This is a genomic window from Chryseobacterium sp. 27AL (assembly GCF_057815395.1).
The window spans coordinates 84,374-107,188 of sequence record NZ_JBYRIW010000002.1 but is presented as its reverse complement, the minus strand read 5'-3'; the positions used below and the strand labels follow the sequence as shown (position 1 = coordinate 107,188).

At 35.0% G+C, this 22,815-nt stretch carries 23 protein-coding genes and 1 tRNA gene; 5 read left to right on the top strand and 19 right to left on the bottom strand.

All coding sequences use genetic code 11. The annotated features are described in order from the left end of the window. The first annotated feature begins 41 nt into the window (after positions 1 to 41). A complete protein-coding gene (locus AC3WV0_RS06060) occupies positions 42 to 167 on the top strand; it encodes a hypothetical protein (RefSeq protein ID WP_488844900.1) in 126 nt (41 codons plus the stop codon). A gap of 127 nt (positions 168 to 294) precedes the next feature. Here the strand turns inward: AC3WV0_RS06060 and AC3WV0_RS06055 are convergent, their stop codons facing one another. The 4 genes from AC3WV0_RS06055 to AC3WV0_RS06040 all read right to left on the bottom strand — a co-directional run bounded on the left by AC3WV0_RS06055 (position 295) and on the right by AC3WV0_RS06040 (position 2,935). Next, on the bottom strand, positions 295 to 1,026 hold the full coding sequence (locus AC3WV0_RS06055; protein ID WP_488844898.1) for an SDR family NAD(P)-dependent oxidoreductase: 732 nt from the start codon (positions 1,024 to 1,026) through the stop codon (positions 295 to 297). A 101-nt stretch (positions 1,027 to 1,127) separates the two neighbouring features. Further along, on the bottom strand, positions 1,128 to 1,499 hold the full coding sequence (yajC, locus tag AC3WV0_RS06050) for a preprotein translocase subunit YajC (RefSeq protein WP_488844896.1): 372 nt from the start codon (positions 1,497 to 1,499) through the stop codon (positions 1,128 to 1,130). Between the two features lie 4 nt (positions 1,500 to 1,503). Further along, complete coding sequence (locus AC3WV0_RS06045; protein WP_089998384.1) at positions 1,504 to 2,019, bottom strand: DUF1573 domain-containing protein; 516 nt, start codon at positions 2,017 to 2,019, stop codon at positions 1,504 to 1,506. 10 nt (positions 2,020 to 2,029) lie between these two features. Continuing rightward, positions 2,030 to 2,935 carry a transcription antitermination protein NusB gene (locus tag AC3WV0_RS06040; protein WP_488844894.1) on the bottom strand — a complete coding sequence of 302 codons (906 nt, stop codon included), beginning with the start codon at positions 2,933 to 2,935 and terminating at the stop codon, positions 2,030 to 2,032. Positions 2,936 to 3,025: 90 nt separating this feature from the next. Here AC3WV0_RS06040 and AC3WV0_RS06035 point away from each other — a divergent pair, with 90 nt between their 5' ends. The 4 genes from AC3WV0_RS06035 (at position 3,026) to AC3WV0_RS06020 (ending at position 7,995) form a co-directional block, all read left to right on the top strand. Beyond that, positions 3,026 to 4,687 (top strand): ABC transporter ATP-binding protein, encoded by a 1,662-nt coding sequence (locus AC3WV0_RS06035; protein ID WP_488844892.1) that lies wholly within the window; start codon positions 3,026 to 3,028, stop codon positions 4,685 to 4,687. Positions 4,688 to 4,786: 99 nt separating this feature from the next. Next, positions 4,787 to 5,122, top strand: coding sequence for a DUF3276 family protein (locus AC3WV0_RS06030; RefSeq protein WP_027375472.1), 336 nt, complete (start codon positions 4,787 to 4,789; stop codon positions 5,120 to 5,122). Positions 5,123 to 5,447: 325 nt separating this feature from the next. After that, on the top strand, positions 5,448 to 6,824 hold the full coding sequence (locus AC3WV0_RS06025; RefSeq protein WP_488844890.1) for a T9SS type A sorting domain-containing protein: 1,377 nt from the start codon (positions 5,448 to 5,450) through the stop codon (positions 6,822 to 6,824). 253 nt (positions 6,825 to 7,077) lie between these two features. Next, complete coding sequence (locus AC3WV0_RS06020; RefSeq protein ID WP_488844888.1) at positions 7,078 to 7,995, top strand: hypothetical protein; 918 nt, start codon at positions 7,078 to 7,080, stop codon at positions 7,993 to 7,995. Positions 7,996 to 8,091: 96 nt separating this feature from the next. Here AC3WV0_RS06020 and AC3WV0_RS06015 read toward each other — a convergent pair whose 3' ends face one another. From AC3WV0_RS06015 to AC3WV0_RS05945, 15 genes are all read right to left on the bottom strand, one after another. Next, positions 8,092 to 9,222 (bottom strand): hypothetical protein, encoded by a 1,131-nt coding sequence (locus AC3WV0_RS06015; RefSeq protein WP_488844886.1) that lies wholly within the window; start codon positions 9,220 to 9,222, stop codon positions 8,092 to 8,094. A 5-nt stretch (positions 9,223 to 9,227) separates the two neighbouring features. Beyond that, positions 9,228 to 10,376 carry a hypothetical protein gene (locus AC3WV0_RS06010; protein WP_488844884.1) on the bottom strand — a complete coding sequence of 383 codons (1,149 nt, stop codon included), beginning with the start codon at positions 10,374 to 10,376 and terminating at the stop codon, positions 9,228 to 9,230. Positions 10,377 to 10,384: 8 nt separating this feature from the next. Continuing rightward, the gene (locus AC3WV0_RS06005; protein ID WP_488844882.1) at positions 10,385 to 11,437 is read right to left on the bottom strand and encodes a hypothetical protein; all 1,053 of its coding nucleotides are present in this window, start codon (positions 11,435 to 11,437) and stop codon (positions 10,385 to 10,387) included. Beyond that, complete coding sequence (locus tag AC3WV0_RS06000; RefSeq protein ID WP_488844880.1) at positions 11,403 to 11,624, bottom strand: hypothetical protein; 222 nt, start codon at positions 11,622 to 11,624, stop codon at positions 11,403 to 11,405. Before AC3WV0_RS06000 ends, AC3WV0_RS06005 begins: the two co-directional genes overlap by 35 nt. 291 nt (positions 11,625 to 11,915) lie before the next feature. After that, positions 11,916 to 11,991: transfer RNA gene (locus AC3WV0_RS05995), tRNA-His, on the bottom strand. Between the two features lie 35 nt (positions 11,992 to 12,026). Then, positions 12,027 to 12,746: a bacillithiol biosynthesis deacetylase BshB1 gene (bshB1, locus tag AC3WV0_RS05990; RefSeq protein ID WP_488844879.1), complete on the bottom strand. Its 720-nt coding sequence runs from the start codon at positions 12,744 to 12,746 to the stop codon at positions 12,027 to 12,029. Between the two features lie 77 nt (positions 12,747 to 12,823). Continuing rightward, positions 12,824 to 14,476, bottom strand: a complete 1,653-nt coding sequence (locus AC3WV0_RS05985) for a tetratricopeptide repeat protein (RefSeq protein WP_488844877.1) — start codon at positions 14,474 to 14,476, stop codon at positions 12,824 to 12,826. A 96-nt stretch (positions 14,477 to 14,572) separates the two neighbouring features. Beyond that, complete coding sequence (locus tag AC3WV0_RS05980; protein ID WP_488844875.1) at positions 14,573 to 15,445, bottom strand: PstS family phosphate ABC transporter substrate-binding protein; 873 nt, start codon at positions 15,443 to 15,445, stop codon at positions 14,573 to 14,575. Further along, positions 15,435 to 15,632, bottom strand: a complete 198-nt coding sequence (locus AC3WV0_RS05975) for a DUF308 domain-containing protein (protein ID WP_312899908.1) — start codon at positions 15,630 to 15,632, stop codon at positions 15,435 to 15,437. Before AC3WV0_RS05975 ends, AC3WV0_RS05980 begins: the two co-directional genes overlap by 11 nt. Before the next feature lie 72 nt (positions 15,633 to 15,704). Further along, the gene (locus AC3WV0_RS05970) at positions 15,705 to 16,550 is read right to left on the bottom strand and encodes an energy transducer TonB (protein ID WP_488844873.1); all 846 of its coding nucleotides are present in this window, start codon (positions 16,548 to 16,550) and stop codon (positions 15,705 to 15,707) included. Between the two features lie 24 nt (positions 16,551 to 16,574). Continuing rightward, on the bottom strand, positions 16,575 to 17,147 hold the full coding sequence (locus tag AC3WV0_RS05965) for an ExbD/TolR family protein (RefSeq protein WP_488844871.1): 573 nt from the start codon (positions 17,145 to 17,147) through the stop codon (positions 16,575 to 16,577). Between the two features lie 12 nt (positions 17,148 to 17,159). Continuing rightward, positions 17,160 to 17,768, bottom strand: a complete 609-nt coding sequence (locus AC3WV0_RS05960; RefSeq protein ID WP_488844869.1) for an ExbD/TolR family protein — start codon at positions 17,766 to 17,768, stop codon at positions 17,160 to 17,162. 62 nt (positions 17,769 to 17,830) lie between these two features. Beyond that, entirely contained in the window at positions 17,831 to 18,694 is an 864-nt protein-coding gene (locus AC3WV0_RS05955) for a MotA/TolQ/ExbB proton channel family protein (RefSeq protein ID WP_488844868.1), read from the bottom strand. A gap of 240 nt (positions 18,695 to 18,934) precedes the next feature. Continuing rightward, positions 18,935 to 21,970 (bottom strand): leucine--tRNA ligase, encoded by a 3,036-nt coding sequence (locus AC3WV0_RS05950; RefSeq protein WP_488844866.1) that lies wholly within the window; start codon positions 21,968 to 21,970, stop codon positions 18,935 to 18,937. Between the two features lie 186 nt (positions 21,971 to 22,156). Beyond that, the gene (locus tag AC3WV0_RS05945; protein WP_488844864.1) at positions 22,157 to 22,630 is read right to left on the bottom strand and encodes a lipocalin-like domain-containing protein; all 474 of its coding nucleotides are present in this window, start codon (positions 22,628 to 22,630) and stop codon (positions 22,157 to 22,159) included. Positions 22,631 to 22,815: the final 185 nt, after the last annotated feature.

The window sequence follows — 22,815 nt, the reverse complement described above, 5'->3', positions numbered from 1 at the left end:
GAATTATTAAGACTAACCTTTTTTAATACAAACCCACTGCAATGGACGAATTAAAAAAAATAAAGGGTAAGACTTATATCAAAATCTACAGAAAATGTATCACTCGTAATGGTACAAGAATCTGTAAGAAAAGTGGAGTCTACGCATTCTGGGTAGAAGTCAAGTAGTACTTCTAGGAACCATCTGCCGGAGCAGGTGGTTTTTTGTTACTTTTATTATTTAAAATTATATCATTTTGAACAAACCTACAAATATTTGTGTAAATATTTGTACAAATATTTACAAAAGCTCCTATTAAGGCAGTTTCGCAACGAGGCTTTCCGGCAACATTTTTAAAATCCAATAAATCATTTTCCATTTCAAATTCGGAACAATGGTAAAGGAATTCCCGGCATTGACAATGAATTTTGCGACGTAATTCGGTTCCATGATTAAAGATTCGTTTAACTGTAAACCTTCATTAATCTTTGTTCTTATATAACCGATTATTAAAGCATTAACTTTAATATTTCTCGAAGTCAGCTCTTGTCTTAAACCCGCTAAATAAGTAGTAAAAGCCGCTTTTGTGCTTCCATACACGAAATTACTCTTCCTTCCGCGAACGCCTGAAAGTGATGATAATCCGATGATTCTTTCTAAATTCTTATTGGTTTCATCTGATGCAATAATATTCAGAATAGAAACAGCTCCCATATAATTCACCATCATCATCTGCTGTGTACTTTTGAAATCTGTTAATGCTTTTTTATTTTCAACTAAAAACCCTGCAGCATACACGACGATATGAGGTTTTACGGGAAGTTCGTCATAGAATTTCTGGTGAGAATCAAATGCAGCGGAATCAAAATGCAATACTGAAACGTTTGAATGCAACTCATTTTCTTGAACGAATTTTTCTAAGGACAGAATATTTCTGGAAGCCGCAATAACGGAGAAATCTTTTTGTACATATTGCAGCATACATTGTTTGGCAACGTCTGAATTGGCACCGAGAATGAGAACGGATTTACTTGTGTTTTTATTCATGGAGCAAAGATATTATTTTTTAAATCATATTCCGGGTATAAAAAGTTTCGGCGGGGTGAGCTTTGCTCACCCCGCCGAAACGGAATATTGTAATCAGAAAATTATTTTTTCTCAGCTTCAATTTCTTTTTTCTCAGCTGTTTTTTCTCCAGCCTTCGCTTTATCTCCAAAACGAGCTTCTGTAAATTCTCTTGAAACAGCCGCTTTTTCAAATTTCAGTTTTCCTGACAAAGTTTCGATAATGAAACCATCCTCCTGAACCTGTGCAATTCTTCCATGAAGACCTGAAGTAAGCACTACTCTTGTTCCCACTTTAAGGGTTTCCTGAAAGTTTTTCTCCTGCTTCTGCTTTTTCATTTGTGGTCTTATCATTAAAAAATAAAACCCTACAAACATCGCTCCCATCATGATCAGCATCATGGAAGAGTTACCTCCCTGAGCGGGTGCCTGTAAAAAAATTGATAATAAATTCATAATCTTATGGTTGGATATTCGCAGTGAATGTTAATTTGATAGGCGCTTTTTCTACGTTTGCAAAAACATCTGCATATTTATTTACGTTTCCGTCAAAATTTGTAGAGTCGAAATGTAGAGTAATTTTTCCTTTTTTACCCGGCATGATCGGTTCTTTTGTAAAGTCAGGAGCCGTACATCCGCAACCCGGTTTTACTTCTGAAATTACTAAAGGATTGCTTCCCGTGTTTGTAATTTCGTATACGTGTTCTACTTTATCTCCTTTTTTGATTTTTCCGAAGTCAAAGTTGCTTTCTGAAAGAGCAACGGTAGTCATTGGCTGGTTGGATGCAGGTGCAGCAGCTTCGGATGATACCGGAGCGACAGCAGAGTCTCCCGCTGCAGGAGTTACAGTTCCAGTTGAAGCAGAATCTGAACTTACAGCAGTTTCTGTATTTGCTGTTTCTTTGTTTTCTTTTTTACAAGAAACCAAACCAAAGCCTATTACTGATAAAGCGATAATTGATAACGTCTTTTTCATATTGAAATATTTATATTCTATTTAAATCTTTGCAGTATTTGTCTAAAATCCCGTTGATGAAAATATTGGAACGGTCTGTAGCGAATACTTTTGCGATCTCGATGTATTCATTAATGATCACTCTGGAAGGTGTAAAAGGGAAATTATCAAGCTCCGCAATAGCCGTTGATAAGATCACTTTATCCATCAATGAAACTCTTTCCAGATCCCAGTTTTCAAGTCTTTCTCCAAGTTTCTTTTCATTGTTTTCCCAACTGTCTAATGTATTTCTTAAAAGCTTAATGGCGAAAGTTTTATCTTCATCATCTTTAATCATTTTAATTAAAGTTCTGCTTTCTTCATCTTCTTTCAGGAATCCGATCGTTTTCTGTACCATTGAATTGGCAATGTGAATATCATCATACCATGAAAGTTCTTTGTCTTCAAGATAATCATGAAAATCATCATTTTCAGCAATGTAACGTAAGAAAAGCTTCCCGATAAATTTCTGATCTGCCTCGAAGGAATATCCTTCTTCTTTCATAAAATCCTGATACCGTTTTCCTGCGGTCATTCTTTGAAAAGTTTTTACCAGAAGATCGTCATGCATATCCCATTTTAATTGTTTATGCTGACCGGTGAAGAAAAGTCTTTCAGGATTTTCTTCCAGTTTTATAAGGACCTGATTGTTGATGAATTTTTGGTTAGGATTAGTATCAGCATCGGTCTTAATATATTTATTCTTACCGATTTCTATCTGATGCTCTGCCAGTTCTTTAAGAGCAACCAAAAAGTTTAACTCATAAATATAGAGATAATAGATTTTCTCTATTCCGGCAAACATATTTTTTTCTAACACATCAAACTTTACAGGATTCTGGTAATATGAATACACAGTCTGTACTACTTTTTCACGGATTTGTCGTCTTCCTAACATTCAAAGAGCTTTTTATGGGTGCAAAGATACAAAATTTAAACTTTATGAAATTCGCAGTGTGATGACATTTTTGTAAATTTGTAAAAGTTTATGAAAGCGCTAAAAACTCTAAACCCTTATTTCTGGAAGCACAAGATATTATTATTTTGGGGGGTATTATTTATCATTGCCAGTAATTTCTTTAATATATATAAAGTACAGTTTGTAGGAAAATCAGTGGATGAGCTTACAAGAAACGGGAACCTAGGCTTTAACAGACAGGTTTTGGTTTATGTTGCAATTATTGTAGGGTGCTCACTGCTCACCGGATTTTTCACGTTTATGATGCGGCAGACCATTATTGTCGCCTCAAGAAGAATTGAATATGAGCTAAAAAACAAAATCTACAGACATTACCAGGATTTATCGTTAACAGATTACAAGCAGACAACGATTGGTGATCTCATGAACAGGCTTAGTGAAGATGTTGTTGCGGTAAGAATGTATCTGGGACCGGGTGTAATGTACGTGGCCAATTTGCTGGTTCTAGTTGTCATTACAGCTATTTATATGCTTAAAACGGATGTTTCGATGACTTTATGGACATTACTTCCACTTCCGATTTTGTCGTATGCTATTTATAAGGTAAGTTCTATTATTAATAAAAAGTCGAAAATCATGCAGAAAAGCCAGTCAGCAATTTCCACTTTTGTGCAGGACAGTTTTTCGGGAATCCGTGTGGTAAAATTCTTTGCCCGCGAAAAATATATTGAAAAAAATTATGGGGTAAAAGTTACCGATTATCAGGATAAAGCGCTTGATCTTGCCAAAACGGAAGCTTATTTTTTCACCATCATCCTTTTTGTCATCGGACTTCTTAATGTAGCAATCATCTGGATTGGCGGTCAGAAGTATATCGCAGGAGAGCTGAGCATCGGTAAAATCGCAGATTTTTTTATGTACATCAATACGCTGATATTTCCTTTCTCAATGGTAGGATGGGTAACTTCAGTGAATCAGCGTGCAGAAGCTTCCATGCAAAGGATCAATGAATTTATGGATAAGAAATCTGAAATCATTAACAAAAATTTTGAAAATTATCCTATTAAAGGGGATATCGAATTCAGAAATGTCTCTTACGTTTATCCGAATACGGGAATTAAAGCGCTGGAAAATCTCAGTTTCACGGTAAAAGCCGGAGAGTCTCTTGCGATCATGGGGAAAACAGGAAGTGGTAAATCAACGATTGCATTATTGCTTTGCAGACTTATTGATCCCACAGAAGGAGAAATTTTAGTTGACGGAAAAAATTTAAAGGAACACAATTTAGACAATTACAGAAACTATATCGGATATATTCCTCAGGAGAGTTATCTTTTCTCCGATTCTATTGAAAATAATATTGGTTTTGCCATCGATCACCCTACCCATGAAAAAGTGGTTGAGTATGCAAAAATCGCCGATGTCGATAAGAATATTGTGGAATTTAAAGAACAGTACAAAACAATGGTTGGCGAACGTGGTGTAATGCTTTCGGGAGGCCAGAAGCAAAGGCTCTGTATCGCGAGGGCATTAATTAAAGATCCGAATATTATCATTTTTGATGATTCACTTTCTGCTTTAGACACTGAAACCGAACAGAATATACTGGAAAATATTGACAGAAAAATTCATAATGCCACCACTATAATTATCACACACAGAGAGTCTAGCGCTCAAAGAGCAGATAAAATTCTCAACCTCACAGAAATTAGCAATTCCGTAACTGCATAGCTCATTCATTCGCAAATGTTAAATAAATCATAAAAAAAATTTTGTGATTAAAAGAAAACTTTTATATTTGTTCCTAACAAGATTAAAAAATATCTAACAATGAGTGAATACAAGGAACGCCATGAAAATGAAATTTTCACTAAGGTGTTAAAAGCAGGGAGAAGAACTTATTTCTTTGATGTGCGCGAGACGAAAGCAGGAGATTATTATCTTACGATTACCGAAAGTAAAAAGAACTTCGGAGAGAATGGAGAAGCTACATTCGAGAAGCACAAAATCTATCTTTACAAAGAAGATTTTAAAAGTTTTCAGGAGATGTTCAATGAATCCACAGATTTCATCATTAACGAAAAAGGCGAAGATGTAATATCAGAAAAGCACGACAAAGACTTCAAAAGCAGATCTTTCACAATCGATTCTGACGACGAAGTTTAAAATATTTTAACAATATTAAAAACACAAGCATCTGGAAAAAGATGCTTTTTTTGTTTCCTGTAACTTATTTCCTTACTTCTTAGAAAAATTTAGATACACAAATGCAATGCTACGCATATAATTTTACAGAATTTTATTTAGATTAATTTGAAATATTTATTATAATCGTTAATTAAAATTTAAATTAAATAACAGTTAATTAAACATTTCACAACAAAACAAACTTTTCTTAGTAATATATTAATTAATCTATCAAATATAAATAACACAATAAACCAAAAAAGATTTTTTATGAAATAAAATTAACTTTTTAAATATAACAAGCATGAAAAAAAATTTACTCGTTCTTCTTCTGGCATCTGCGTTCTGCTTTGCCCAAAATTCCTTAATGGTATCTCCTCAGACAGGAACCATGATTACTTCCGGAACAATTACAAATTTTAAACTGATTAGTGACGGAAGCAGTGTTGCGTTAGTTGCAACAAATAATGCTAGCGGTAAGGTATTTATTGTTGATGTAAATGACAGTAATCCCGCAGATAAAGCGGCAAATACTATTTTAACTACGTCTACCAACGTAAAAACAAGAATAGGAGCTGCAATTGGACAGACCATTACTTCAATAAAAAATATTGAGGTAAATCCTATTACCAATTCTGTATATGTAATGGCCATGGTAAACACAACGCCATATTTTGTGAAACTTACTAATGCGGGAAATACGATTACTGCTTTGAATTTTAATACAATGCCTTATTGTGCCTTAAACTTTACCAGTGCAAATTGTGCTTTTCAGGATATAACCTGGGGCGGTAATAAACTTTTTGTATCAAGTAATCATAATACTTTACATGGTGAGCTGGGTTATATATCTGCCCCCTTTACCCATAATACCACGATTACGAAAAGGTCAACCACAATGTTTAAGTCCAATTGGGGAAATACATACATCACCAATGCTCCGCTCGAAACACTTAATTATATAAAAATTAATAATATTGAATATTTATGCGGTACTACAACCTGCGCACCTGGTTTTTCGGAAACTGTATCCTCATTAACCAGCAATTCAGGCCTGTTTACGGTACGCGAATCATTTAATGTCGTCTCTGATTACTCGGTAAAAACAATCGCAATCAACAATGGAACAGATGCATATCTATTAGATCTGCACAACAACTGGTCTAATAACACCATCTATAGAATTGGAAAGAAATTTCTTGATGGAACTCCTTTTACGAATAATACTTATAATAATAATTCAGTTGATTTAAGGGATGTTTTTGGCAATATAAACTCAAACCTCACGACAGAAGAAATGACGAGTTTCCCCGGAAATTTCGCTTCGATGGCGTATTATTCACCTTGCGAAATTCTTACATTGTCTGCAGATTCTCAAACATTAGCAAAACTTAGTGTTTGTACAGCAGCTTTAAATGTTGATGAACAAAATGCTAAAAATAGTAAGTTTGATATTTCGCCAAACCCAGCATCCGATGTTTTACATATTTTCTATGATGATAAGCTTTACAAAAATGTAGAAGTTTTAATTTATAGTTATGATGGAAAGTTCATCAGAAAACAAACACTTGATCCAATCATTAAAAAAATCTCAATTTCAGATCTACAGACAGGAAATTATTTGCTAAAGATCAGCAATAAAGGGATAGATCTGGATTCTAAATCTTTCATCAAAAAGTAATTTAATAAATAAATCTGAATTTATGTGCGGATCAAAAGTTCGCACATTATTCTTTAATGTTAACTTTTAGTCTATGAAAGAAATAACAATAGTTAATCTAAAGCATCTGTTTATATTTTTCTTTATCCTTTTGTATAATTTCAGTTATTCACAACAAATATATATTGAGACGAAAAAGCCGAATAAGCCTTTATTTAAAGCTTTTCCTGTTCAAGAAAATGACAAACAACCCTCAGACTTATTAAAAGTTTTTATGATTCAGGAGGGAAAAGAATCTAAAACGCCACTGCTGGGAACTCATTACAAAGTAAAAGACACCCTATTTTTTGAGCCTCAGTTTGAATTGGGAGATGGACTTTCATTTAATGTTCACTTTTATTATAAAAATGATACCGTAAAAAGTTTATATAAAACTCCATCCGTTAATTTTAACATCAGCAATGAGATCATAATAAAAGAAATTTTTCCAAGAAGCAATAAAATCCCCAAAAATATACTGACTTTTTATATTGAATTTTCTGAACCAATGATGGAAGATGAATCTGCTTTCAGATATGTGAATTTATATGACGAAAATAAAGAAATTGTACCTCACGTCTGGCTTAATAAAAGCAGATGGATCAATGATAAGATTTTAATGTTGATGATTCACCCCGGAAGAGTAAAAAGCGGGATTTCGTATTATGATAATTTAGGCGACGTTTTTTATGTAGGAAAAAAATATTATTTGGAGATTACAGACAAAATAAAAACATTACATAGAAACTCAAAAGTAAAACCTTTTACAAAAGAATTTGAAATTATTGAGTCGATAGCGAGCCGTCCAAAAATTCTGCGAGATAGTATTAATTCACCCAAGAAAATTACCCGGGAAAAACTAAAAATTGTTTTTGATAAACCTATGGACCTTTATTCTATCCTTGGCGGAATTTCTATAAACATATACAAGACCGATATAATTATTGATGGAAAACTTCTACCCGGATCAGAAGACACGGAATGGTATTTTGTTCCCGATAAACCATGGACTGAGAATAAATATTCGTTAATTTTTAATAAATATGTTTCCGATCCTTCCGGAAATGGTCTTATAAAGTCATTTGAAACTACCAAAATAAAGAAATCATATACTAAAGATATTGTTAAAAAAGTAAACTTCAGAACAGACTAATATTGCTTGCTTTAAAATAAAATTTATTGCCGGTTTTCTCCATTTTTGAGACTGGCAATAAATTCATTTAAACATTTGAAAACAACAAACAGCTGATTATTTTATTTGTTCCCAGATGTTGTTTATACTTTTAATCCATATGACTGAATTAGCCGCAATTTTATTAATATCTGCTCCCATAATATCTTTATAGTTTGATATTGAGGGAGTACTTGATGTAGGATTTTTGATAATATACATTCTTCCTGTACATTCACTCGCATTAGGTAAAGTAATGTTGTGATTACCACCTAAAATTACAGTAAAGTTTTTCTCAGTCAATACAAATGCTGAAGAAGTGATAACAATTGGGAGGGAGAGCGACCCTGAAACCTGTAATGTAGAATTAGGAACAGTCCCGTTCATATTAATTCCAATCCTAACACTATTATTTAGTCCTGTACCCTGTACTCTCATCATTTCTACATAAGACAATGAAGTATAATTAAATTTAGAAAAAACAAAGGGCTCATTTCCATCATCACCAACCAAAAAATTAAAACTTCCATTATTCAATGAACCACCACTTCCCAATTCAAAGAAATCACTAGATGCTGCAGAGCCTCTCATGATGAAATTTCCATTACCATCAGTATAAAACACCGGCTTGTAATAGCTTGCTCCATCTGCTTCAAATTGTAAAGCCGAATTTCCGTTTGTGCCGCGAATATACATTAAGGATGCTTCACTCTGGTTGTAGGGATATAATGCCGTACTGGAGGAATTATATAATCCTAATGTTTGTCTTGTACCCACTTCCAGCATAGGTGTATTGTTAGAACGCAACTGCAATCGGATATTATTTTTAGTTCCTAAGAAACTGTTTGCATTAGAATCAAGCGTATTTCCTGCCAAAAACCAATTGCTTGTAGCCGCATCTGCAGCGGGCGACCATATATTTGTCGTATTATTCCAAGATAATACTTTGCCGTTGGTGGCGCCCATTTGTGCCAAACGGTAGGGATCAGCCAACGTTCCGCTTCCAGAAAATATACTCGCAGAAAAAAAAGGATTTATTTGGCTAAGCAAACCATTTCTTAATCCGAAATAGATTTGTCCATCGTCGGTAGCTTTATATAAATTACCTTCTGCCGCAGAAGTCATAGCTGTTGCAGAAGTAATCGTTTCCTGTCCGAAAGCAAAAAAATTCATAACAACAAGAATAAAAATAGAATAAATTCTTTTCATTTCATTTAATTTATTCGTTGCCAATTACTTCCATCATTCTGTAACCATAAGATTGAATTTGCTGAGATTATGTTGACAGAACTCCCTGACAGATTTTTATATGAAGAAATCGAAGGGGTATTATTTGTAGGATTTTTAATCACATAGATTCTTCCAGTACAATTACAATTACTTGTATCGGGAAGAGTAATTGAATGATTCCCACCAAGTATTATGGTAAAATGGGTCTCATTAAGAGTTAAAGCACCAGTCGTTTTAAAAGTAGATGTAGCCAATGATCCATTATTCTGTAATGTAGAGTTAGCAAGAGCTCCTGTATTTATGCCCACTCTTACATTGGTATCTAATCCTGTACCGGATAAACGCATGAGTTCTACCTTACTAGATGTATCACGATTGTATTTACTGAACACAAAAGGTTCATCCCCATCATCTCCTATCACAAAATCGAATCTCCCATTGTTAGATGTTCCACTACTTCCCATTTCAAAAAAATCAGTTCCGGCACAAGAACCTCTTAATCCGAAATTTCCATTAGCATCCGTGAAAAACACAGGTTTGTAAAAACTTGCGCCATTGGCTTCAAATTCCAAAGCAGAATTTCCGTTTGTACCACGGATATACATTACTGATGCATCAGGCTGATTATAAGGATATAGACCTGTAGTGGTGGAGTCATATAGCCCCAATGTCTGTCTTTTTCCTACTTCTAGCATAGGTGTATTATTTGACACCAACTGAAGCTTCCTATCATTAATAGTCCCCAGAAAATTGGTGTTGTCAGTGTTGGCATTTCCGGTAACCAGCCAGTTAGAAGCAGCAGCAGGAGTTTTTGGTTTCCACATATTGCTTGCTGAATCCCATGTAAGCACTTGTTGATCACTCGCGTTATTTTGTGCTATTTTTAAAGGGTTTGCTGTAGTTCCGTTTCCTGTTAAAGAAACATTATCTGTAACAATATTTGCACCTATCAATTGTAAGGAACCATCACGCAGCCCTATATACAATTGTCCGTTGTCGGTTGCTTTATATAAATTACCTTCCGCAGCGGCAGAATATCCTGTTGCTGTATTTATCGTTTCCTGTGAAAATAGCTTAATTGTTGTTAAAACAGCTATAAGAAATATTATTTTTGGAGTAATTAGAATTTTCATTTTAAAAACTATAATTTTTCTATTATTAATGATGATCCATTAGCCATCAATTGTAATGTTCTGTTGCTTGAATTAACTACTTTTCCCTGAACTCTTATGACATCATTGGCATTTAAGTTTAATATTTTTGTCACCGTCACTGTTCCCCTTGAATCAGCGTTATTTCTATGGTATGTAAAGCCTGCTGTTCCCGCAATATCATTTCCGTTCACCTGTAATTTATATTCACCGGTTGCATGAGAATTTGTAGTAACAGCAGCAGAAATTCTATACGTGATTTTATATTTTCCTGCATTAGCAACTGTGATGGTTCCGCTACCAGCCGTGTACCCACTATCTACAATTCCTGCAGTATTAATCAACATTGTTGTAAATCCTGTAGCAGTCGAAAACGATTGTGTACCAGCCGTATCATAAATTTCCGCTACACTCGAAGTAAAGGGCGTTTTCCAGCTTATTGCATTTCCTGATCCGTTTGACATTAATACCTGTCCTGGAGTTCCTGGTGATAGAATTTGATACTTACTTCCATCGCCTTGCAATATCGTACCTAAAGAAGGTATAGAGGAATTACCTGTCCCTCCGTTGGATGGATTTAAAGTTCCTGCTAAAGTTACAGCTCCTGTGGTTGATGTAGAAGGAGTAAATCCTGTTGTTCCGCCACTAAAACTGCTAACATTTGGTGAAATACTTATTGTTCCGTCACTCCCCACATTAATACCACTTCCTGCTTTCACTCCACCAAGAGATGTTGCTGTTGCAGGGCTTAAAGAGACTGTATTGGAAACAAGAGTGATCCCCGTAGAAAAACTTAAAGCATTTTGCTTACCATTAAAAATATTCCAATCAGCAGAAGACAAATATCCGTTAGAGGAACTATTTGACTGATTAATAGAAAAACTACCTGTTGTACTATTGTAAATTAATGGTGATGAAGCAGAGAAATTTGACAACGTAAGAGAAGCTCCTCCTAATTGCTTCCAATTTGTACCATCCCAAAATACATATCCGGGAACCAAACTTACATCATTGGCTGTAAGATACCATTTGACCTTTAGCATTTCCAGAAACGTTAGTAATTTTGCTGACCCTAGGTATGACGATACCATCCTTAGCATCTGCTACACCTCCTTGATTTTTACCAACAATATCAAGCGTAGCCGTTGGTAAAGTTGTATTAATCCCTACCTGTGCTTTAAGTAAATTTAAAACACAAAAAATTATAAGTGTTGATAATCTTTTTTTCATCTGAAGTTTTGCAAAATATAAGTTGGTTAATCCTTAAATTAAGTTCACAAAAATACGGAATAATTAAATATATTATTAATAATACTAATAATTTTATTTAATTCATCAAAAAAAAGTAATTAAATTATATTTTTCTCATTTTAATTGTTTTAGATTAATTTTTTATACAATATCAAGCAATAAAAACAATATTTTACATAATGATTTTAATAAGCAAATTGATAAAGTGATAGAGAATTTCTCAATAAATATATAAAATAAAAAATCCTGCTTAAAAAAGCAGGATAACCAGGGTGAATGATGGGTCTCGAACCCACGACCTTCGGAACCACAATCCGACGCTCTAACCAACTGAGCTACAATCACCGTTTTGTGAGTGCAAATATAGGAAAGATTTTTTAACTACCAAACAATTCCATCAAAATTTTTCAGCGCAATTAACTTCTTAGACGTAAATCCCTCAGCATAAGTCACTCCGGATAATCGGCCTAAATCCTGTGCACGGTAAGTCAGGCTTTCGAAAAAGTCTTTTGAAGTAATTGGTGTCTCCGGCTCCTTCGAATCCGGATCATAAAATTGAGTTTTAAAAGCCATGCATGCTTCAATCTTTTTATCAAGATGTTCACTTATGTCAATAACAAATTCCGGTTCAATATTTTTCCACTGTATGTAATGGAAAACATGTTTTGGTCTCCACGCTTCCTGGTTTTCACCTTCAAGAACAGTCTCAATTTTCCTTAATCCTGCTAAAAAGCATGCATCCGACACTAATTTCGCTCCTTTTGCATGATCCGGATGTCTGTCATCAATTGCATTGGCCAAGACGATGTCCGGTCGGTATTTGCGAATCATTTTTACGATCCTCATTTGATACTCTTCAGAATTTTCCAGAAAACCATCTTTCATTCCAAGATTTTCTCTGGCGGTTACTCCAAGAATTTTAGCTGAATCTGCAGCTTCGGCTTTTCGTGTTTCTTCAGTTCCTCTTGTACCAAGTTCACCTTTTGTAAGGTCAACTATAGCACAAATTTTACCTTCCGAAATCATTTTTGCAATTGTCCCGCCACAGCCTAGTTCTACATCATCAGGATGTGCACCAAAAGCTAATATATCTGTTTTCATATCAACAAAGATAAGACTTAAAAGAAAAACTTCCCAAACATAAAGAATGGGAAGTTATCTGATTATTTTTATTGTAATTATTTATTAATCTCTGCATTCAACTTAATAGCATCCTGATAGGTAGGATCAAGCTGAACAGATTTTGCTACATACTCTTTTGCTTTTGCAAGATCAGTATCTTTATTCATATAAGCCACTGCAAAATAAGCGTAAGCAAGAGTTTGCTTGTTAGCCTCCTGATCTGCGGGTTTCACAGTATTAATGAACTTTTCGTAAGCAATTTTCGCAGCATCATTATTACCTGCCTGCTGATAAGAGTATCCTAAGCTATAAAAACCAGGTGCCCAATCAGGAAGTAGTGCATTCATTTTCTGCCATGTCTGGATGGCACCATTCCAGTTTTTTGCTTCTTGATAAGCAGTTGCCAGCTTAAATAAAGAATCAGTATCCTGAGCATTAGCCGCTACTTTTTGCTTTAAACCTTCAATTACCGGGTTCGTAGGACCAGCATCTACATCAGCCTGAGAAGCAGCTCCTCCTCCTGAAATTTTCGCCAGCTCCATATCCCATTTCAAAGTTTCATCTTTAGCCGCTTTAGCAATCGCAATCTTTTGCTGAGCTTCAGTGGTTAATGCAGTTTTCTTAGCAGCATCAGTTTCTGTTTTAGCTAAGCCCGCAGCAATAAGTCCCTGTAAACCTTGATCCGCAGGTTGCACTCTTGATTTATCTGCCTGCGAAACAAAATTATCCATATTTTGTTTAGCTTCAGCATACTTACCGTCAGCATATAATTGATATGCTCTTAGTTTAAATTTGATCGGATCATTAATTTTATCAAAAATCTTATCTAACACCTGCTTAGAGTTAGCATAATCTTCATTGGTAAAATAAAGTTTAGCAATTTCTAATTGGGTATATGGATCTTCATCTGCATACTTCGTGTAATTAATAAGATCTTGAGTTGCTTTAGCATTTTGCTGATAACGGATATCGTAAGCAGCTAAAGCTTTATAAGCAGGAGCATAAGTAGGATCGGTAGCAATAGCTTTATCAATGCTGGTTTTAGCCTGTTGCCATTGTTGTGCTGCCATCCATAATGTACCGATTCTTGTATAAACTGATGCTTTATTTTTAGCTAAAGGAAGAGCCTTATCATAAGCAGACATCGCATCTCCCGGCATTCTTTTCAATCGGTATGCATCTCCTAACGTATAGTAATAATGTGCAGGAACTTCTTTTTTAGAGGCTCTTTCAATAGCCTTATTCAGATATTGAATAGCTAAATCCGGAGAGTTATTCTTTTCGAATAACGTTAAAGCTTCTGCTGCTCTAAATAAAACTTCTGCATCCTTCTCTCTTGAATCAGATACGATGCTTTGAATTTCCGCAACAGCACTTTTATCTCCTTTACCAAGCTTAACAGTAGCCAGGCCAATTCTGTTTAAATAACTTTTTTTATCCGCAGCAAGACCTTTATTAAAGTTATCTGTAGCTGCCGCATAATCAGGTTCTCCTTGTTTTAAATATGTATTTCCTAAATAGAAATAGTTTTCAGCCGTGGGAGCTGAAGCAATCATATTTGTAAAATTAGTTTTTGCCTGAGCAAACTTATCACTGTCCATGCTATTAATACCATCCTGTACAGTTTGCGCAAACGCAAAATTGGTAAAAAATACCACTGCTGCTCCAAAAGCAATCTTCTTTACATTCAAATTCATTATATCTCTCATTTTATATTTTCTAATCTAAATTTCGATTTATATTGTACACAATTTTCAGACCAAAATAATGATTTATTTTGGGTTAACATGTTAATTTAATATATTTTAACGCATCTGTACTTCCCTTCTGTATAGATTATACGGCTGCAGACCTTCTTTCTGCACAATCATTTGTCCCAGCTGTGTGCAGGAGTATCGTATAAAGCCATTAGCAATATTAAAATTACCCTCATTTGTTAAAAAATACAAAATTCTGGTAAACGGATAATTCATTTTTCGAAGATTTTCAAAATCAGTTGTATATAATCTCCCATTACTTTCCACAGGAAGAATTTTAACCATATTTCTTAATTCTTCAGATTCCTTATCATAAGGTCTGCTAAACGTATTAAGACCAATAACGCCAATTTTGTCAGGATATTTGTTTAGCTCTTCGATAATATTTTTATTACCGGGAATAATAGAAAATTTTAAATCTTTGGGCTGTTTTTTAAGCTTTTGAGCGACAAAATTCAGATTGCTAGAATTGACACCGTCAAAAATGAATTCTTTTTTATCGGACTGCATTCCCTGCTCTATTTCTTTCATTGAAATACTTTCCTTCGGAGAATCCTTAGGAACAACAAAAACGACAGCATCAGCAGCAAATCTTGCAGGAAGAAACTTTAGATCAACCTGTTCTTCGTAAGTCTTAATTTCTTCAGGAGACAGGTCCCTGGACATTACAACGATTCTTGCTTTATCTTTTAGTAAATCTAAAAAACCAAGATCTTCTTTTTTAGTAACAACCTTAATTTTAGTATCGGGATAATTAATCATATATCCCTCTGCCAGTGCTTCAGTAACACTTTTAAATGATTCATCCGTAAGAATAGTCATTTCTCCCTTATGATAGGAAGGGGATTTTTCCTCTTTTTTACAAGAAACAGTTATAACACTAATCAAAAATAGCATTACAATTTTAATACTATTTTTCATCACCTGAATTTTTAATTTTTGAAATCGCTCTGTAAATTCTAAAAATACCGTACAGGATAAGTAAAGCACCTAATGCATAGGCAACCCCGGGTTCCAGGATGGTAAAAAAGAATTTGTAAAGAATTACAACAATTCCCAAAACGATATAGAATAATCCCGTAATAAGGGATAACCAATTGAACATCATATAACAAAAATACCAAAAAAAATAAAAAGAGAAGCATATGCTTCTCTTTTTTAATTATTATTTAAAGATAAATTATCCTTCAAAATTCATAGTCAGAGGTAATCTGAATCTATAACGTACAGATTGTCCGTTGATTTTGGCAGGAGTCCATTTATTTTTAATAGACTTGATCGTTCTGATCGCTTCAGCATTGAAGTCTGAGTTTGATCCGCTTGCCTTAACGTCTGTGATACTTCCATCTCTTTCAACAACGAAAGTTACTTCAGCTTTCACAGTACCTTCATCCCCATTCATTGCAGAACCGTCAAAGTTACTTGCTACTTTATTTCTAAAGGCATTGATTCCTCCAGGGAATTCTGCAGTCTGCTCAACTTCTGTATAAACCTGGTTTTCATTAACCTGAGGTTTAACTTCAGCTGTAGAAGTCCTCGTACCAGTTGATGGCGGTGGTGGCGGAGGTGTATATGCCGGAGCTTTTACACCTTCCTGATTTACCAGACCTGTTGTTGTTTCTAACTGTTTAGAAATTGGAGGTGGTGGAGTTTCAATTTTCGGAGCTTTTACAGGCTCAGGAACCACGTTCTGAATAATTTCAATTTTCTCTTCCTCTTTTGGAGGTGGAGGTGGTGGAGGTGGTTCTTCTTCTTTTGGCTGCTCAATAATTTTATCTTCCTGTAGAATCTCTACTAAATCTGCTTTAACTTCCTGCTTTTCAGGCTCAGTAAGTCTCTTGATCGTAAGATAAATAAATGGAGACAATGCCGCAATAAGGAATAATGCTGTCCCAACAATGAAAGACTTTGTCAGAAGTTTTGGATACTGATGTCTTAAATCGTACGCACCATATTCCTTGTTTCTATTTTCAAATACAATCTCATCTAAAGTAAGATTTGGATCGTATATATTTTCATTTGCCATAGATTTACAATTTTATGGTTTAAATTACTTAGTAGCCGGTGCTGCTGCAGCTCCGGAATTCCCAACCTTTTTATCGTAAATGGCTTTTTCCCAAGGCTTAAGATCGGTAACCCCGTATCGCTCAATCTTAGTAATTGCCATTTCGTCAAGAATATCTACAAAGTTTTTATATACAGCATCGTCAGTAGGCTTGATAATCACTGTAAATTTGGATTTATCTGCCGCATTTGCTTCTGCTTGCGTGATAACCTTTCTGATTCCTTCTCTATCAAAAGTAGTTTCATTAAGATTCTGGTCTGTTAAGGATGTATTATCCTGCTGATGCCAGAAAACCTTATTGTCTTTTCCTAATAACAAGGAGATGGAGTTAGAAAGTTTAATTTCTGTTGGAGGTGGTTTTTTTGTTTCATCTTTCGGTTTTGCCGGAAGACCCAAATCCATTACATTCGGTTTAGAGAATGTGGTTGTGAACATAAAGAAGGTAATCAATAGAAAACCCAAGTCCACCATCGGAGTCATATCGACTCTGGTACTCTGTTTCTTGGAACGTACCTTGCCGCCTTTGGCGCCTTTTTCCTGTACTTGTACTTCTGCCATTTCTAATCGATATTATTCGTTAGGTTTACCTTCTTGTGATGTAATCAACCAAAATTTAAGAAAATCGATATCTCTTAAACCTTCAAATAAGCTTTTTACTTTTGGATATTCTGTTGTAACGTCACCCTTGATTGCCAGTTTGTAATCAGGATTTACGGCTAAACTTTCTTTTACCCAGTCAACTAATTGCTTATTTGTACTATCCATAGGAATCCCTGTAGGACTCTTGAAATTCTTCTGCGCGTCATCTGGCAAATCGAGATAGCTTTTCAGCTGGTTCATAGGAACGCCGATTGCTTGTACTTTCTGGAATGCAGCTTTTTCTTTATTGTCAAAAGTAACGCCGTACTTTTTACCCATATTATCCAAAAGCTGTAATCTTTCTGATGCATTTTCTACAGGCTGGAAATAAAATTTTCCGTCCGGCGTAGCGTTGATGGTCATCAAACTTGCATCAGGAAGTAACTTCTCTGATATTGAAGATGGCGGTTTGATCTGCTCCACGTCAGGTTTTTTAAACTGAGTGGTCAAGATAAAGAATGTAAGCAGCAGGAACGCAACGTCACACATTGCCGTCATATCCGTCACTACTCCATGTCTTTTTGGTTTGACTCTCGCCATTATTGTTAATGATTTTTAATTAGACTTCTTTTTACTTAATGCAAATTCTTTGCTGGAAATTCTTAGTTGAATTCAGCGAAAGACTGTTGGATACTCATTGCGATCTCATCGATCTTATAAGTTAATCCGTCGATTTTAGAAGTAAAGAAGTTATAAAGGATGATAGCGATTGCTGAAGTACCGATACCTAAAGCTGTGTTGATCAAGGCTTCAGAGATACCTGTAGAAAGTGCAGCTGCATCCGGAGTACCACCTCCTGAACCTAATGCAAAGAACGCTTTGATCATCCCGATTACCGTACCTAAAAGTGCTACTAACGTTGCAACAGTACCTAAAGTAGAAAGGATCATCATGTTTTTCTCAAGCATTGGCATTTCAAGAGTAGTAGCTTCTTCAATTGCTTTGTTAAGCGCTACCATTTTCTGCTCTTTGTTAAGCGTAGTATCATGAGATAAAGCTTTGTAAGTAGTAAGACCTTCTTTTACTACGTTACCAACAGAACCTTGTTGTCTGTCGCACTCTTCTAAAGCTTCATCGATTTTGTTTTGGTTTAGTAAGCTTCTCACCTGTACAACGAAGTTGTCTAAGTTTCCTTTTCCTGCAGCTTTGCTAAGCACGAAATATCTTTCAAAAGAGAAAACGATTACAGTAATCATGAAAGTAATCAAGATTGGTACGATAACCCCTCCTTTGTAGATAATTCCTAAGAAAGAATCTGGGTGAATGTCTTTTCCTTCAACATCTGAAAACGCTACAGATCCTGCTCCTAATTTGTCAGCATCTTTAAAATTTCCAGGGCTACCCAAAACGAATAAATAAATACAAATTCCTATAGCTAAGATAATAGGAATAATAACAGCTGGGTTTAAACCTCCCGCTTTTCTAGCAACTACTTGCTCATCATTTTTTGAAACATTCATTTCCATATTTAACTAAATTATATTGTTTTAAAATTTTACAGGGTGTAAATTAAAGGCAAAATTAATTAAAATGCAATAGTCTCAAATAAACATTTCTGTTTTTTTTGACAATAAAATTTTAATACGATTTCGATATTATAATTATTTTCTCTTTTTTTGGCAATAATTCCTAAATTTAACATTTACGTTAAAAATTTAAAAAATATAAGCCTTCATTTTTTTTAATTTGCCAATGTTAATTTTTATTTAAATTACGATGTTCACTATTCTGCCCGGTACCACAATGATTTTTTTCGGGGTCTTACCTTCTAAGAACTGTTGTACTTTTCCATCCTGAAGTACCATATCCTCTACTTCTTTCGCAGAAAGCTGTGCAGATAATGGCAGCTTATGTTTTGTTTTTCCATTAATACTGATCGGATATTCGATCTCATCTTCCACAAGATACTCTTCGTTCAGAACCGGGAATTTTTCAAACTCAATAGAAGTTGTATGACCAAGCAAACTCCAAAGCTCTTCACAGATGTGTGGCGCATAAGGAGAAATGATAACGGCCAAAGGTTCCAAAATATTGCGTTTGTTACATTTTATTTTTTGCAATTCGTTTACAGCGATCATAAATGATGACACAGACGTATTGAAAGAGAAATTTTCAATATCATAAACGACCTTCTTTATTAAAGTATGTAAAACTTTATATTCTGCTTTTGTCGGCTCTTCATCTGACACTTCAAAAACTTCGCCATTAAAATATAAATTCCAGAATTTTTTAAGGAAACTGTACACTCCGCTCAGTCCTTGGGTGTTCCAAGGCTTGGATTGCTCCAATGGTCCTAAGAACATTTCATATAATCTCAATCCGTCCGCTCCGTATTCTTCACAGATGTCATCAGGGTTTACGACATTGTATTTTGATTTGGACATTTTTTCTACTTCGCGATCGGTGATGTATTTTCCTTCTTCCAAAATAAATTCTGCATCTGCATAATCCGATCTCCAAGTTCTAAATTTCTCTATATCTAATTCATCCGTCGTTCCTTTTAATAAAGAAATATCCACATGAATATTTTGGGTTCTATCGAAAGGGAGTGGGTTTCTACCATGGTCTAAAATTTCCAATCCAAAAAGTTTTTCTTTTGGAAAAGCATCTTCATATTGAGAAATAAAATCAACAACTTCTTTTAATTTATCATTAACTAAAGTTCCATTTTTTATCTTTTCATACCATTCCTGTCCAAATTGATAACTTCTGGATATATAAACTTTGTTGTTTAAAATCCTATCTATTATAAGTGGTCGATTTTCAATTTTTGAAATAAAACTCTTAAAGTCATCTTTGAAGGTGAATCTTGAAACTAAAGCACTCATCCCCAAAATCATCCCCTGATTAATCAGTTTCTGAAAAGGCTCGTTATGGCTGATATATCCTCTATCCTTTAAGAACATATTCCAGAAACGTGAATATAACAAGTGACCGGTTGCGTGTTCACTTCCTCCGATATAAAGATCAACCTGTCCCCAATAATCGGCAAGGTCTTTTTTAACGAAAACATTTTCGTCATGCGGATCCATGTATCGTAGGAAATACCATGAACTTCCCGCCCAACCCGGCATCGTAGACAGTTCTAAAGGAAAAATTGTTTTTTCATCAATAAGATTGGTATCAACCACTTTTTGGTTTACTTCATCCCAAGCGAAAGTTTTAGCATTTCCTAATGGTGGATCTCCATCTTCTGTCGGTAAATATTTTTCAACTTCAGGAAGTTCCAGCGGCAATGCAGAAACCGGCAATGTGTAAGGCATTCCATCCTTATAATATATAGGAACCGGTTCGCCCCAATATCTTTGTCTGGAGAAAATCGCATCACGCTGTCTGTAGTTTGTCGTTCCGTGCCCGATTCCTTTTTTTTCGATCGCGGAAATAATCAGCGCTTTCGCTTCGTCATATTTTAAGCCATTTAAAAAATCCGAGTTCACACATACGGAATCCTTAGAATCAAAAGATTTCTCCTGAATGTCTTCATCTGTTTCTACAACCTTTTTAATTTCTAAATTAAATTTCTTTGCAAATCTGTGATCACGCTCATCATGAGCCGGAACAGCCATTACAGCGCCTGTCCCGTAACCCATCAACACATAATCTGAAATATAGACCGGCATTTTTTCGTTACTGAACGGGTTAATCGCATAACTTCCTGTGAAAGCTCCCGAAACATTTTTAACATCAGCCATACGGTCTCTTTCCGTTTTTTTGGAAGTTTCTTCAATATAGCTGTCTACTTCAGCTTTCTGTTCAGGTGTGGTGATCGTTTCTACTAAAGGATTCTCCGGTGCCAAAACCATAAATGTTGCTCCGAAAATGGTATCGGGTCTTGTGGTGAAAACCTCAATAATTTCTTCATGACCATCTACATTAAATTTCACCTGGGCACCTTGGGATTTTCCGATCCAGTATTCTTGAGAGTCTTTTAATGGTTGTGGCCAGTCAAGAGTTTTTAAGCCCTGAAGCAATCTTTCAGAATAAGCAGAAATCCTCATGCTCCACTGCATCATTTTTTTCTGGAAAACAGGAAAACCTCCTCTTTCGGATTTTCCGTCTTTCACCTCATCGTTTGCCAGTACGGTTCCTAAAGCAGGACACCAGTTTACCGTTGTTTCCGCTCTGTAAGCCAAACGATAGTTTAAAAGAATATCTTCTTTATCGATTTCAGAAGCTTCTTTCCATTCTTCTGCAGTAAAGTGCAGTTCGTCGTTTTGATTGGCATTTAAATCTTCTGTGCCTTTTATTTCAAAATGCTTGATCAGGGTGGAAATAGGTTCTGCCTTATCCGTATTTTTATTATACCACGAATGGAATAATTCAATGAAAATCCATTGTGTCCATTTATAATATGAAGGATCGGAAGTTCTTACTTCCCTGCTCCAGTCAAATGAGAACCCTATTTTTCTAAGCTGCTCTTCATATCTTGTAATATTCTGTTCTGTGGTAACGGCAGGATGCTGACCTGTCTGTATTGCGTACTGCTCAGCAGGCAGACCAAAACTGTCGTAGCCAACCGGATGCAGCACGTTGAATCCCTGATGTCTTTTGTATCTCGCGTAAATATCTGATGCGATATACCCCAGCGGATGCCCCACGTGAAGCCCTGCGCCCGATGGATACGGAAACATATCAAGAACATAAAATTTAGGTTTTTCTGTGCTGTCGGAAGTTTTATAGGTTTGATTTTCTTCCCAGTATTTCTGCCACTTTTTTTCTATCTGCTGATGATCGTAAAACACTTTATAATTAGATATTAGATGTTAGATTTTGATATATTAGATTAAATTTCTTTTAACTCTAAAAAATCAAGATTCACAAAAATAATGATTTTAATAGAAATAGAATTTAATTTTGAATTAAATATAAAAAAACAAAAATCCCATCCGGAGATGAGATTTTAAGTTTTTAATGAGTAGAAGCTCTTATTATTGAGGAATTCTCTTCAAGGTATAGGTCAGGGACTGATATTCAGTAGGGTCTGAAGTGTCCTCGAATTTGATATTCAGGGTTGTATCATTCAGGGTGATCACACTTCCTTTATCTGCCTCAACGATTCCCTGATATTTTAACTGAATAGCCTTACTGTCTTTGTCATAGCTGTAACTAAAATTTCTGTCGAACGTAGGCTGACATGTTCCTGGTGTCGTTCCTTCGCCGTTTTCCGTTCTTTTTCCTGTGCCTGCCGCCGCAAAAACCCATCTTGATGTTTTCTGACAATCACTATCAAAAGTAATGGCATCTGAAACAGGATCATCTCCTATAGGGACACTGGTAACAACCACTTTCATAGGCTGCCACGTTCCTACAATCGGATATTCAATAGTATTATCGTCGTCGTTATTACATCCTGTCGCCGCGAATAATGATAGACCTGCAAAAAGTAATGCTAATTTCTTCATGTATCAAATTTTTCAAGCGCTAAAATTATAATTTTTTTGATTTAATTAATAATTTTTTGCAAGAAATTATTATAAAGTTACATATTTTCAAAAATATCAGGATGATTATACCGTATTATAGCAGTTTTAATAAAATATTTAAAGTATATCATATTCTGTATTTGATAAAAAACTATTTTTGCAAA

What these genes read in the sequence shown, in the direction of transcription:
- AC3WV0_RS06045 (WP_089998384.1), bottom strand. Translation starts at nt 2,019, where the DNA reads ATGAAAAAGACGTTATCAATTATCGCTTTATCAGTAATAGGCTTTGGT.
- yajC (WP_488844896.1), bottom strand. Translation starts at nt 1,499, where the DNA reads ATGAATTTATTATCAATTTTTTTACAGGCACCCGCTCAGGGAGGTAAC.
- AC3WV0_RS05975 (WP_312899908.1), bottom strand. Translation starts at nt 15,632, where the DNA reads ATGATGTTCAATTGGTTATCCCTTATTACGGGATTATTCTATATCGTT.
- AC3WV0_RS06015 (WP_488844886.1), bottom strand. Translation starts at nt 9,222, where the DNA reads ATGAAAAGAATTTATTCTATTTTTATTCTTGTTGTTATGAATTTTTTT.
- AC3WV0_RS06010 (WP_488844884.1), bottom strand. Translation starts at nt 10,376, where the DNA reads ATGAAAATTCTAATTACTCCAAAAATAATATTTCTTATAGCTGTTTTA.
- AC3WV0_RS06055 (WP_488844898.1), bottom strand. Translation starts at nt 1,026, where the DNA reads ATGAATAAAAACACAAGTAAATCCGTTCTCATTCTCGGTGCCAATTCA.
- AC3WV0_RS06040 (WP_488844894.1), bottom strand. Translation starts at nt 2,935, where the DNA reads ATGTTAGGAAGACGACAAATCCGTGAAAAAGTAGTACAGACTGTGTAT.
- AC3WV0_RS05960 (WP_488844869.1), bottom strand. Translation starts at nt 17,768, where the DNA reads ATGGCGAGAGTCAAACCAAAAAGACATGGAGTAGTGACGGATATGACG.
- bshB1 (WP_488844879.1), bottom strand. Translation starts at nt 12,746, where the DNA reads ATGAAAACAGATATATTAGCTTTTGGTGCACATCCTGATGATGTAGAA.
- AC3WV0_RS05980 (WP_488844875.1), bottom strand. Translation starts at nt 15,445, where the DNA reads ATGAAAAATAGTATTAAAATTGTAATGCTATTTTTGATTAGTGTTATA.
- AC3WV0_RS06005 (WP_488844882.1), bottom strand. Translation starts at nt 11,437, where the DNA reads ATGCTAAAGGTCAAATGGTATCTTACAGCCAATGATGTAAGTTTGGTT.
- AC3WV0_RS06035 (WP_488844892.1), top strand. Translation starts at nt 3,026, where the DNA reads ATGAAAGCGCTAAAAACTCTAAACCCTTATTTCTGGAAGCACAAGATA.
- AC3WV0_RS05945 (WP_488844864.1), bottom strand. Translation starts at nt 22,630, where the DNA reads ATGAAGAAATTAGCATTACTTTTTGCAGGTCTATCATTATTCGCGGCG.
- AC3WV0_RS06030 (WP_027375472.1), top strand. Translation starts at nt 4,787, where the DNA reads ATGAGTGAATACAAGGAACGCCATGAAAATGAAATTTTCACTAAGGTG.
- AC3WV0_RS05970 (WP_488844873.1), bottom strand. Translation starts at nt 16,550, where the DNA reads ATGGCAAATGAAAATATATACGATCCAAATCTTACTTTAGATGAGATT.
- AC3WV0_RS06060 (WP_488844900.1), top strand. Translation starts at nt 42, where the DNA reads ATGGACGAATTAAAAAAAATAAAGGGTAAGACTTATATCAAAATCTAC.
- AC3WV0_RS05985 (WP_488844877.1), bottom strand. Translation starts at nt 14,476, where the DNA reads ATGAGAGATATAATGAATTTGAATGTAAAGAAGATTGCTTTTGGAGCA.
- AC3WV0_RS05965 (WP_488844871.1), bottom strand. Translation starts at nt 17,147, where the DNA reads ATGGCAGAAGTACAAGTACAGGAAAAAGGCGCCAAAGGCGGCAAGGTA.
- AC3WV0_RS06020 (WP_488844888.1), top strand. Translation starts at nt 7,078, where the DNA reads ATGATTCAGGAGGGAAAAGAATCTAAAACGCCACTGCTGGGAACTCAT.
- AC3WV0_RS05955 (WP_488844868.1), bottom strand. Translation starts at nt 18,694, where the DNA reads ATGGAAATGAATGTTTCAAAAAATGATGAGCAAGTAGTTGCTAGAAAA.
- AC3WV0_RS06000 (WP_488844880.1), bottom strand. Translation starts at nt 11,624, where the DNA reads ATGAAAAAAAGATTATCAACACTTATAATTTTTTGTGTTTTAAATTTA.
- AC3WV0_RS06025 (WP_488844890.1), top strand. Translation starts at nt 5,448, where the DNA reads ATGAAAAAAAATTTACTCGTTCTTCTTCTGGCATCTGCGTTCTGCTTT.